Here is an 11,481-nt window from a genome sequence, read left to right on the forward strand (position 1 = left end):
TCGGCACTTCGTGGAATGGTCAGGATCAGTTGGCGGTTTTGTCGCCGGAGTGGAAGTTTTGAGTGGTGTCATGCACGCTCACACCACGCTTGCCGCCGTGCTTGGTGACGTACATGGCGGCGTCCGCACGGCGCAGCAGCTCGTCGCCGTCGACCGTGCCGCTGGGCGCCAGGGCCAGGCCCAGGCTCGCGCCCACGGCCACCTCGCGCCCCTCGAAGGGCACCGGCGCCCGCAGCGCCTTGAGCAGTCGCTCGGCGACGATCAGCGCCTCGCGCTCACCCACGTCGAGCAGCAGCACCGCGAACTCGTCCCCACCCAGACGGGCGGGCGTGTCCTCGCTGCGCAGCGCCTGGTCGAGGCGTTCGCCGACGGCGCGCAGCACCGCGTCACCCGCCTCGTGGCCATGCGTGTCGTTGATCGGCTTGAAGTCGTCGAGATCGATGTAGATCACGGCGGCCGCGCCCTGCCGGCGGGTGAGCGCGTGACGCAGGCGGTCCGTGAACAGCATGCGGTTCGCGAGCCCGGTCAGCGGGTCGTGGAACGCCCGGTGCTCGAGCTCGTCGCGCAGCACCTGCAGCTCGCGCACCTCGCGCCCCAGCCGGTCACGGCCCAGCATCGAGCCGGACTGCTGGGCGAGCGTCTCGAACAGACGCCGGTCCGCGCGGTCGAAGCCGGAGCCGGCGACGAGCAGCGCTCCCAGAGCACCGTCGTCGCCGGCCAGCGGTGCGACCATCGCCCCGGCGAAGCCCTGCTCGCGCAGGTGCTCGCCCAGCGCGCCCTCTGCGCCGGCGGGGGTGACGGTCGCGTGCGGGCCGAGCGCGCGCAGCTCGGCCGCAAGGTCGGGCGCTTCCAGCGAGCTGGTCCCCACGTGCCCGTCCAGGGAGACGGACACGTGCGCGAGCTCCTCCTCGCCGATCAGCAGCGCCTCGGCGGCCTCCGCCTGGAACGCGTCCAGCGACCGCGCGAGCACACCCGCGAGCCCGAGCTGCGGGTCCGGCGTGCGCGCGAGCACGCGCGCCGCGTCGTGCAGCAGCTCGAGGCTCATGTGCCGCCCGCGCTCGATGCTGTACGCGCGGTAGGAGACCAGCAGCGCGCCGGCGACCGGGAGCAGCGTGACCGCCGCCCACACGTCGGCGGCCAGCACCGCCGCGAGCGCGAGCCCGAGGGAAGCGGCGGCCGCGGCCATCGGGCACGAGGACGCCAGCATCGCGGCGAGCCGGCGCGGCGTGATCCGCTCACCCGACAGCACCATCGCCAGCGCGATCGCCGCGACCGAGGTGACCGACGCCGCGAGCACGCCCACGTACACGCCGATCCACACCCACAGCCGTGACGCCTCCGGTCCCGCGAGCGCGTGCAGCACGGCCGCGGCCGCGGAGCCCGCGAGCAGGAACAGCGCGACGTTGAACACGAGCCGCACCGGCCGCAGCCGCCCGAGCGCGAGCGCCAGCGCCGCCCCGGTCGCCCAGGCGAGGACGACCGCGAGCGGCGAGACGAAGCTCAGCCCGACGACCAGCGGGATCTCCGCCAGCGTGAACGAGTGCGCGCCGCGGCGGAAGTGGAAGTGCACGACGCACGCCTCGGCGAGCGCGAACACGGCCACGAGCAGCCACCACGGCAGCGCCGGGCCGGCCGTCGCCGCCGGCAGGCCCGCCAGCGCCACGCACGCGGGCGCGGCGAGGGCGAGCAGGCCGGCGTTGAGCAGCCAGACCCGCGCGTCGGTGCGGAGCGAGCGGAGCATCAGCCCCAGAGCGACGTCGTCCAGCGGGATGCGGTCCAACGCGACGCGGTCCAGCGCGAGGCCGTCCAGCGCGACGCGGTCCAGCGGGACGCCGTCCAGCGCGAAGCGGTCCAGCGGGACGCGGTCCAGCGCGAAGCGCGCCAGCGGCCGCCGTTGGGCCGGTCGTTCTCGACCGCGAACTGCACGCCGATCCGCCCCGCGAAGAACCCGCCGAGGGACCGCGGCCAGCGCTGGTCGGCGTTGACCGCCGGGGCGCCCACCGCCGTCTGCAGGTTGATCAACCCGGCGCCCTGGAGCCTCGGGTCGACGCCCGCGAGCGGCGTCGCGCTCGCCTTCAGCACGGCCTTGATCTCGTCCGGCTTGAGCTGCGGGCGCACCTGCAGCAGGCGCGCGACGGCGCCCGTCACGACCGCCGCGGCCTGCGAGGTGCCGCTCCCGCGGAACGACGTCTCACCGATCCGTGCCTGCGGGAACGCCTCGTCGAGCACGCCGCCCGGGACGCGCAGGGAGACGATGCCGACGCCCGGCGCGATCACGTCCGGCGCACGCTGCGCGCTGCCGCGGCTCGAGAAGTCCGCGATCCGGTCGTCGGCCGGGGCGGGCGTGTCGAGCGTGTCGTCGGCGCCGACCGCGATCACGTACGGGTCGAACGCCGGGCTGTCGAGCGCGGTGGTCGTCGGCCCGCCGTTGCCGGCGGAGGTGACGACCACGATCCCGCGCTGCCAGGCGACCTCGACGGCCGCGGCGAGCGGGTCGACGCGGTAGTTGCCGGGCGTGTCCGCGCCGAACGCGAGGTTCAGCACGCGGATCCCGAGCTCGGGACGCTGGGCGTTGCGCACGGTCCAGTCGATGCCGGCGAGGACGGACGACAGCGCCGTCGCACCCTCGTGGTCGGCGACTTTGACGCTGACGAGCCGCGCGCCCGGCGCGAGGCCGGCGAACCCGGTCGCCGCGTCCTGGCCGGCGATCACGCCCGCGAGGTGCGTGCCGTGGCCGAAGCCGTCACGGCGCGCGAGGTCCGGGTCGCGGGCCTCGGACGAGAAGTCGGGGCCGACCACCACGTTGCTCGTGGCGAGGCCCGGTACCGCGGTCACGCCCGAGTCGATCAGCGCGACGCCGACCCCGGCGCCGGTAGCAGTGTCGACGGCGCCGACCGCCTGGCGGACGAGGCTCATGCGCACACCGGCGTCGGCGTCCGCGCCGTCGGCCTCGCTGAGGCGCAGCGGCGTGTCGACGACGACGGCACGGACGCCGGGCTCGGCGCGCAGCGGCGCGAGCGCCTCGGCGGGCACGGTCGCCGTGAATGCGTCGATGGTCGGCAGGCGATGCTCGACCTGGCCGCCCGCCGCGCGGACGGCCGACTCGGCCGAGACGCCGGCCTCCTGCATGACGATCACTGAGGTGGTGGCGGCTTGCGCTCGCTCTACCGACACGAGGGCGGTGAGCGCCGCGAGGCCGGTGACGAGCGCCGGTCGCATCCGGCGGCTGAAAGCTTGGCTCACTGAGGTCTCCTTCGGGGCGGGCCGGTCATCCATGCCGACCCATCCGAGTCCGTCGTCAGCGCCGCCGAGGGGGTGAGCGACTGAAAGTCTGCGCGTGAGCTTTGACAGTGCCGTGGTAGGTTTGGCCTGCCGGTGAGAGTTTTTGAGCGGTGGCCGGAAAACTGCCACCCCTCCCCCGATTCCACCATCTGACGGGGCGTCGCCGCCAATCCGGGATGACCGGATCAACTCCACACATGGTTCGCCGCTCAGCCGGGCATTGCGCTGCGCTGAAACGCATGGAAGGCGTACTGAACATGGACGACGGTGTCGTGAAGGAGGCGCAGGGCCTTGGAGCGTTGGCGCGCCAGGTCGGTCAGCGCTTTGGGTCCGGGAGCGCGATCTTCCTCCGGTCCGACGTGCGCAAGACCTTCGTGGCGGTCGCCGGCTTCCACCCCGACCTCGACGTCATGGCGCACTTCGAGGAGTTCTTCGGTGAGACGACCGGCTTCGGTGGCCGGCGCATCTTCAACCTCCTGGAGGCCGGCGGGTCGGCCGTCGCGTCCGGCACGCCGCAGCAACTCGACCACTGGCTCGGCTCACCGGCGAGCTACGCGACGCGGACGGGGCTTGACTCAGTGGTGATCACCTCGGTTCGCGGCCGTGACGGGCACGTCATCGGTGGGTTGATCGCGGGGCGGCACGGCGGCGAGCGCTTCAAGCGCCATGACCTGGAGGCGCTCGAGAGGCTCGCCGCGGCGGCGACGGACGTCGTCGAGCACGAGCGGCTCGCGTGGGAGCTCGAGGCGCGCGCCGCGGCCGAGGCGCGGATCGCCCGGGAGCTGGAGCTGTCCAAGCAGCGGTTCGCGTCCGCCTTCCGCCACGCGCCGGTGGCGCTGTCGCTGTTCTCGCTCGGGCCGGGCGCCGGCATCATCGAGTGCAACCCGCAGCTCGCGACGCTGCTCGCCACGACCGTGGAAGGGCTTCTCACCCACACGGAGCCGGCCCAGTTCGCGCACCCCGACGACCGCGCCGCCCTGCGCGCGGCGGTGGAGGAGCTGCTCGGCGACGGCCGGCCGGAGGCCGTGACGATCGACCTGCGGGTGCTGCCCGCCTCGGGTGCGCCGATCCCGTGCCGGATGTCCCTGTCGCTCGTCCGCGACCGCACCGGTACGCCCCTGTACGGCGTCTGCCAGATCGTCGACGTCTCGGCCGCGCTCCGTGACCAGGAGCGGCTCGAGCATCACGCGCGCTGCCAGCGCGCGCTCGCCGCGATCGGCCGCCGCGCCGTCGAGGAGACGAGCTGGAAGGGGCTGATGGCGAGCGCGCTGCCGGCACTGGTCGAGGCCCTCGAGGTCGACGCGGCCTGCGTGCTGGGCACGACGCCCGACGGCACCCTGCACGTGGTCGCGGGCGCGTCCGGGTTCGAGGTCGGCGCAGTGCTGCCGGACGCGCCGGTCGCGCTCGCCACGCGCGAGCTGCCGGTCGCCTGGCTCGAGCGCGGGGTGCGCGCGGCGGTCGTCGCGCCGATCGTGCCGCGGACGGCGTGGCTGGCCGTCTTCAGCCGCGCCGGCGACGACACGCTGCTGCGCGAGGAGCTCGCGTTCGTGGAAGCCGCCGCGCACCTGCTCGCCGCGGCCGAGGAACGGCGTGAGGCCGAGGCGGGCGCGCGCCGCCGCGCGCTGCTGGACCCGCTGACCGGGCTGCCGAACCGCACCCTGTTCGGCGACCGGGTCGCGCACGCCGTGCGCAAGGCCGCGCGCGAGCAGACGGCGCTCGCGGTGATCGCGGTCGACATCAACCGCTTCACCGACGTCAACGAGACGTTCGGGCACGGCACGGGCGACGAGCTCATCCGGGCCGTCGCCGACCGCCTGGCCGAGGCGCTGCGCGCGAACGACTCGCTCGCGCGGATCGGCGGCGACGAGTTCGGCGTGCTGTGCGAGGCCGTCGGCGACGAGCGTGGGGCGCTCGCGGTCGTGCGGCGGCTGATGCGCGCGTTCGACGCGCCGATCGTGATCGGGGAGCGCACGCTGCACGTCACGGCGAGCCTCGGCATCTCGCTCGCGAAGGGGAGCGAGGCGAACGCGCAGTCGCTCACGCGGGACGCCGACACCGCGATGCATCGCGCGAAGGAGCGCACCGGCACCGCTTACGAGCTGTTCGACCTGGCCATGCGCCGGCGGGTCGTGCAGCGGCTCGAGCTCGAGCAGGACCTGCGGCACGCGCTCGACCAGCAGCAGCTCGTCCTGCACTACCAGCCGCTCGTCTCGCTCCAGCAGCGGCGGATCGTCGGCGTCGAGGCGCTCGTGCGCTGGCAGCATCCGGAGCGCGGGATGATCTCGCCCGCCGAGTTCATCCCTGTCGCGGAGGAGACGGGGCTGATCGTCCCGATCGGCTCGTGGGTGCTCGAGGAGGCCTGCCGCCAGCTCGCGCGCTGGCACAGCGACTCCGAGCTCGAGCCGATCTACATGTCGGTCAACCTCTCGGGCCGCCAGCTCGCCGTGCCCGGGTTGACGGACGAGGTCGCGGCGACGCTGCGGCGCTCGGGCATCCCGCCGAGCATGCTCGCGCTCGAGCTGACCGAGACCGTGCTGATGGCGGAGACGACCTCACCCGCCGCGATCCTGCAGACGCTGCATTCCCTCGGCGTGAAGCTGCTGCTCGACGACTTCGGGACGGGCTACTCGTCGCTGAACTACGTCAAGCGCTTCCCCCTGCACGGCCTGAAGGTCGACCGCTCGTTCATCGCCGGCCTGCCCGGCGACGAGAGCGACCGCGCGATGCTCCGCGCGATCCTCAGCATGGCCAGCGCGCTCGACATCGCGGTGCTCGCCGAGGGCGTCGAGACGCTCGAGCAGGCCTCCTGGCTCGCGGGCATGGACTGCGACGTCGCGCAGGGCTTCGGCCTGGCCCGGCCCGCGCCGGCCGAGGTGATCGGCGCGCTGCTCCGCCAGGGCCTGCCGCCCGAGCGCCTGCGCTGGACGCTCGACCCGGGCCCGGACCACGAGCGCGACGAGGACCGCTCCAGCGGCGGGGGCGGGGCGACGGTGCCGCTGAGCGAGGCCGCCGAAGCGCTCGGCGTCTCGGCCAGCACGCTGCGCCGCTGGGCCGACGCCGACCGCATCGAGGCGATCCGCACGCCCGGCGGCCACCGCCGCTTCCCGGTCTCCGAGGTGCGCCGGCTCTCCCAGCAGACCGCCTCACGCCCGCGCGGCAGCCTGCGCGTGGTCGAGTTCCCGACGCGCCCACTCGCCGTGCTCGCCGAGCTGCTCGAGCACCGCGGCGACCTCGTCACGGCGGTCGCGGCGTCGATCTACCGCCCCGGCCGCCCCGGCTGGTTCGCCTCCGACGCCGCCTCCGGCCTGCTGTCCGCCTGGGTCACGGCGCTGCTCACCTCGGCGCAGAGCGGCCGCTACGAGGGCGCGCTCGAAGCCACGCAACGCCTGATCGCGCAGGCCGACTACGCGGGCGCCGGCCTGCTCGAGCGCCACCAGTTCCTCGAGCGTGCCCGCGACGCGTGGCTGCGCGAGCTGCGAGAGCGCCGGGCGAGCCAGGCCGACCTGCTCGACGCGCGCCGCCTGCTCGTCCGCCTGAGCCACACCGTGCTCGAGGAGCGCGCGGACACCTAGTGATGTATCGCTACGTAGGCCCGGACGAGCTGCGCGCGCTGTCGGGCACCGGCACGGCGATCAGCACGCACGCGGCGCTCGTGAGCTGGCTGGACGCGGCGGACGAGCGCGAGCCGGACGGCACGATCCCGGCGACGTTCGTGGTCGGCGTCGACGGCACGCTGCGGCTCGCGCCACGCAGCTCCGAGCACGTGGCGTGCGTGGAGGGCGCGGACGTGCTCGCGGCCGGAGAGCTGTTCTTCGACGGGGCCGAGGTGGTCGGCGCGACCAACCAGTCGACGGGCTACTGCCCTGAGCCGGCGTCGTGGCCGGTGGTCGCCGAGGCGCTCGACGCGCTCGGCGTCTCCCACCCGGGCGAGTACACGGCGGCGTTCACGTTCCGCCGCTGCGACGCCTGCGGCACGCTGAACGTGGTCAAGGACGGCTGGTTCGTGTGCGGCGTCGACCTGCCGCTCACATGAACCAGAGGACGCCGAGCAGCGCGAACGTCGCGGCGGTCAGCACGGAGCCGAGCGCGAAGAGCGCTCGCGTGGGACGGAACACGCCCACGAGCAGGACCAGGATCGCGAGCCCGCCGGGGATGAACGCGGCGAGGAACTGCGGCGTCCGCGTGACCTCCTCGGTGCGGTTCCAGGGGAGGCTCGCGTCGCTGGTCTGGCACGGCTCGACGGGGACGTCGTCCTCGCCGAGGCGCTCCAGGCGGTTGACATACTCGTCGCCCACGTAGGCGCCCGGCGAGACGGGCTCGCTCGCCCACATCAGGCAGTAGCGGCCGTCGGCGTCGGTCGAGAAGCCGCCGACGTCCGGCTCGCCGACCCGCGACTCGAACCGCACGGTGAAGTCGGTGTCGGCGAGCACGCGTCCGTCGCGCGTCTCGAGCACGCCCTGGTAGGTCGTGTCCTTCTCGGCGCTCTCGGCGCAGTAGGACGTGTCCCAGCCGCAGGTGACGTTGCCGACCGCCCAGTGCAGGAACACGAGCAGGCCGGCGATCAGCAGCACGGCGATGAACGCAAGGCGGGGCGTCAGGCCTCCTCGCGCCGGCGCACGGTGAGGAGGGCCACGCAGGCCATCAGCACCATCACCGCGGCTCCGGTCCAGTAGGCATCGGCAACACCATCGGTACCCGCCGCGACGTGCTGCGCAACCGAAGCGGTCGGCGCGACGAGCGAGACGTGCGCGACGATCGCGCCGAGCACGGCGATGCCGATCACGCCGCCGACCTGGCGGACGGTCTGGACGATGCCGCTCGCCTGGCTGCGCTCACGCGGGTTCGCGGCGCCGAGGGCGTCGGTGGTGGCGGGGGAGATCGTCATGCCGATGCCCACGCCCATCACGATGTAGCCGGGGATCAGCCGGTCGTAGTCGTGCGCGGGCAGGTGGTAGGCGAGCCAGGCGAGGCCGGCGCCGATCAGCAGCGAGCCGATGACGAGCAGCGGGCGCGGGCCGATCTTGTCGTACAGGCGGCCGGCCTGGGGCGCGACGAGCAGCAACGGGATCGTCAGCGGCAGCATCGCGACGCCGGCGTGGATCGCGCTGAAGCCGAGCACCTGCTGCGACCACACGGCGCCGAACACCGACGCGCCGACGAGCGCGAACTGCACGCCCGCGAGGATCAGCGAGTTCGGGCCGAAGTTGCGCAGGCGGTAGAGCTTGAGCTCGACGAGTGGCGCGGGCGCCTTCGTCTCCCAGAACAGGAAGGCCGGGATGAGCACCGCGGCGGCGGCGAGCAGCGCGATCACCGCGGGCGATCCCCAGCCCCAGGTCTGGCCCTGCATGAGCCCGAGAACCAGCGTGCCGAGGCCGACGATCAGGAGCGGGATGCCGACCCAGTCGATCGCGTGCGCGGGGATCTTCTGACGCGGGCGCTTGGGGAGCGTGTAGTGGGCGGCGACGAGCGTCGCGAGGCCGATCGGGAGGTTGATGAAGAACACCGCGCGCCAGCTGACGCCCTGGGTGAGCAGGCCGCCGATGAGCGGGCCGAGCGCGAGGAAGACCATCGAGACGCCGGTGTAGATGCCCATCGCCTTGCCACGCTCGCGGGCGTCGAACGCGTTGATCAGCAACGCGCCGGTCGACGGGATCATCATCGCCGCGCCGATGCCCTGCAGGCCGCGCGCGATCAGGATCTCGCGCTCGTTGCTCGCGACGCCGCAGAACGCGGAGGCGAGGAAGAACAGCGCGGAGCCGGCGCGGAACGTGCGCTCGGCGCCGAGCAGGTCCGCGACCCGCCCGCCGAGCGCGACGAACACGGCGAGCAGCAGCAGGTACGCGTTGACGACCCACTGCACGCCCGCGGTCGAGAGCCCGAGGTCGTGCTGCATCGTCGGCAGCGCGACGGAGACGACGGTCTGGTCGATCATGATCATCGACAGCGAGCCCGTCATCGTGGCGAGCACCCACCAGCGGCGCGAGGAAGGCGCCGCGGTGCGGGGAAGGACGGCCGCGGCGCTCATGCGGCCACCGGGGTGGCGGCGTTGCCGTCGTTCGCGTCGGCCATCGCGCTCGTGCGCTTGGAGGCCCAGATCACGAGCGCGACGGGCAGCGCCCAGTTGAAGATCAGGTTCGAGCGCTGCGTGTCGATCGAGCCGGCGATGATGTGCAGCGGGACCATGGCGGCGAACACGCCGCCCCACATCGCGGTCAGGGAGCGGTTGAGCGCCTTGAAGCGCGGCGAGGACCAGTAGGCCTCCGGGACGGACTCACGGGCGTACTGCTCGGTGAACGGGGTGAACAGCAGCGAGCCGAACGCGATCACGGCCAGCAGCGCGGCGGCGATCCCGCGGCCGTAGCGGCCGAGCTCATCAGCGGTGTTGGCGTCGGCCGCGAAGGCGACGACGGTGATGCCCACGAACGCGACGACGGCGCCGAGCTCGAGGATCTTCGGGCGGCGGGTGACGATGCCGGGGAGGGCGACGCCGACCGACGCGATCAACGCGACGACGGCGGCCACGTCCACGCTGGCGTAGTGGACGAGGAGGGAGAAGGCGACCCACGGGATCAACGCGAAGAAGATGCCGGGGCTCCGAGGCGAGGGGGAGGAGGTCATGGGAGGCAATCTCCCGCCGTTCGGCCCTCCGGTCGTCAGTAGCGCATTACGTAATCGCGTGAGTACGTACCTACGTACCGTGCAGCTCGCGACGGTCGTTGAGCCCGAGCTTCTGCAGGCTGCGGTAGACGTGCGTCTCCACCGTGCGCACGGAGAGCACGAGCCGGTCGGCGATCTCCGCGTTGCTGAGCCCTTCCGCGACGAGCCGCGTGACCTGCTGCTCGCGCACGGTGAGCTCGATCGCCGCCGTGTCCAGCCCGTCGACGTGGGGCGGCTCGACGCCCTGGTCGGGGACGTGGAGCTCCCGGGCACGGGCGGCCGCGCGGCGAGCGGAGTCCCGGCGGCCGTCGCGGACGTACGCCGCCGCGGCTTCGGTCGCGGCTTCGACGGCGTAACGGAGCGCCCCGATCGTCGCGAACGTCTCGGCGGCGTCGAGGAGTGCCGCGCCGTCGTTCGTCGCCCGAGCCTGCGCGTGGGCTCTGTACGCGTCGATCAGCCGTGAGCGGGCCCCGAGCGCTTCGAGGAGCGGGGCCACGTTCGCGCCCGCCCGCAGCGCCTCGTACGCGAGGACGGCGGCGAACGTGGGCGAGGTCGACTCCTCGGCGGCGGCGAGCAGGAAGCGCGCGGCCTCGGGGCCGTTGCGCCTCCGCAGCACCCAGCCTTCGGCGCGCTTGAGGTGCGGGACCTGCGTGGGGAGCAGCGTGCGTGAGTCCACGCGGGCGTGGAGCGCGGCCAGCCGCGCGGTGGCGGCGTCGAAGTCGGCGATGGCGATCGCGGTCGCCTCGAGCGCGACGGACGCGCCGAACGAGTCGCGCCGCGCAAGGTGGATCTCGGCCTCCGCGAGCCAGCGCGCGGTGTCCTTCTCGCGGCCCTGGACGTAGGCGAGGCGGGCGAGCGTGAGGGCGGCGAGCCCCGCGGCCTCGTGGTCGCTGCCGCGGACGCCGTCGCGCAGCACGCGGCCGGCGTAGGTCTGGAGCGCGGGCCAGTCGTCGCCGCTCTCCAGCGCGACGGCCGTGTGCGCGGCGAGCATCGCCGCGTCCCCGAGGTGCCGGAGCGGCACGGGCGGGGTGAACGTGCGCGTGAGCGCGGCCGCCTCGTCGGCCTGGCCCGCCAGCAGGAGGGCGACCGCGCGCTGCGCGTGCAGCAGGCCCCGCGCCTCGTCCGGCAATGACGCCGGGACGGACGCCGGCGACGCGAACGGGTCGAGCGCGGCCCGCATCCGCGCGATCATCTCCGCGCCGGCCCACGACGCCGCGCGGTCGAGCAGCGCGGCGGCCGCGGCCGTGTCGTGCAGCGCCCAGTTGAGGACCCACAGGCGCCGGCGCACGTAGTCGTTGGCGTCGGGATGCCCGACCGCCGCGGCCTCGTCCTCGACCGCGGCGAGCACGGCCTCCGCGTCCGCGTGCCGGTTGCGCAGGATGTGCGCCTGCGCGAGCACGAGCGCGGCCTCGAGCCGCGCGCCGGCGAGGTCGCGCGTGTCGCGCCCGGGGCCGGGCGGCGCGTCGCCGTGCAGGTCTACGAGGGCTTCTTCTCGACCCGCAACAACGCGGGCCTCTACAAGATCACCTACACGGGTGGCGC

8 protein-coding genes are annotated in these 11,481 nt (G+C 73.9%); 2 read left to right on the forward strand and 6 right to left on the reverse strand.

Annotation, left to right across the window (positions count from 1 at the left end; translation table 11 throughout):
• Positions 1-25: 25 nt before the first annotated feature.
• Together OJ997_RS14970 and OJ997_RS14975 are read right to left on the reverse strand one after the other, a co-directional pair.
• Entirely contained in the window at positions 26-1,780 is a 1,755-nt protein-coding gene (locus tag OJ997_RS14970) for a diguanylate cyclase domain-containing protein (RefSeq protein ID WP_270025959.1), read from the reverse strand.
• Positions 1,741-3,243: a S8 family serine peptidase gene (locus tag OJ997_RS14975; RefSeq protein ID WP_270025960.1), complete on the reverse strand. Its 1,503-nt coding sequence runs from the start codon at positions 3,241-3,243 to the stop codon at positions 1,741-1,743. The genes OJ997_RS14970 and OJ997_RS14975 overlap by 40 nt, the downstream gene beginning before the upstream one ends.
• A gap of 278 nt (positions 3,244-3,521) precedes the next feature.
• Here OJ997_RS14975 and OJ997_RS14980 point away from each other — a divergent pair, with 278 nt between their 5' ends.
• Both OJ997_RS14980 and OJ997_RS14985 read left to right on the forward strand, forming a co-directional pair.
• Positions 3,522-6,854, forward strand: coding sequence for an EAL domain-containing protein (locus tag OJ997_RS14980; protein ID WP_270025961.1), 3,333 nt, complete (start codon positions 3,522-3,524; stop codon positions 6,852-6,854).
• A 2-nt stretch (positions 6,855-6,856) separates the two neighbouring features.
• The gene (locus OJ997_RS14985) at positions 6,857-7,315 is read left to right on the forward strand and encodes a hypothetical protein (protein ID WP_270025962.1); all 459 of its coding nucleotides are present in this window, start codon (positions 6,857-6,859) and stop codon (positions 7,313-7,315) included.
• On the opposite strand, the gene OJ997_RS14990 is transcribed toward OJ997_RS14985, so the two are convergent.
• From OJ997_RS14990 to OJ997_RS15005, 4 genes are all read right to left on the reverse strand, one after another.
• Entirely contained in the window at positions 7,308-7,853 is a 546-nt protein-coding gene (locus OJ997_RS14990) for a hypothetical protein (protein WP_270025963.1), read from the reverse strand. The genes OJ997_RS14985 and OJ997_RS14990 overlap by 8 nt on opposite strands.
• A gap of 23 nt (positions 7,854-7,876) precedes the next feature.
• A complete protein-coding gene (locus OJ997_RS14995; protein WP_270025964.1) occupies positions 7,877-9,307 on the reverse strand; it encodes a DHA2 family efflux MFS transporter permease subunit in 1,431 nt (476 codons plus the stop codon).
• Complete coding sequence (locus OJ997_RS15000; RefSeq protein ID WP_270025965.1) at positions 9,304-9,900, reverse strand: hypothetical protein; 597 nt, start codon at positions 9,898-9,900, stop codon at positions 9,304-9,306. The genes OJ997_RS14995 and OJ997_RS15000 overlap by 4 nt, the downstream gene beginning before the upstream one ends.
• 70 nt (positions 9,901-9,970) lie before the next feature.
• Positions 9,971-11,338: a helix-turn-helix transcriptional regulator gene (locus OJ997_RS15005; RefSeq protein ID WP_270025966.1), complete on the reverse strand. Its 1,368-nt coding sequence runs from the start codon at positions 11,336-11,338 to the stop codon at positions 9,971-9,973.
• Positions 11,339-11,481 lie beyond the last annotated feature (143 nt).

Origin of the sequence: Solirubrobacter phytolaccae (genome assembly GCF_027587195.1) — a bacterium.
In the GTDB taxonomy this organism is placed as follows: Bacteria; Actinomycetota; Thermoleophilia; order Solirubrobacterales; family Solirubrobacteraceae; genus Solirubrobacter; species Solirubrobacter phytolaccae.

Bases quoted from the DNA above. Each gene is read 5' to 3' on its own strand.
- OJ997_RS14980 (WP_270025961.1), top strand. From the start codon at position 3,522: ATGGAAGGCGTACTGAACATGGACGACGGTGTCGTGAAGGAGGCGCAG.
- OJ997_RS14985 (WP_270025962.1), top strand. From the start codon at position 6,857: ATGTATCGCTACGTAGGCCCGGACGAGCTGCGCGCGCTGTCGGGCACC.
- OJ997_RS14995 (WP_270025964.1), bottom strand. From the start codon at position 9,307: ATGAGCGCCGCGGCCGTCCTTCCCCGCACCGCGGCGCCTTCCTCGCGC.
- OJ997_RS15000 (WP_270025965.1), bottom strand. From the start codon at position 9,900: ATGACCTCCTCCCCCTCGCCTCGGAGCCCCGGCATCTTCTTCGCGTTG.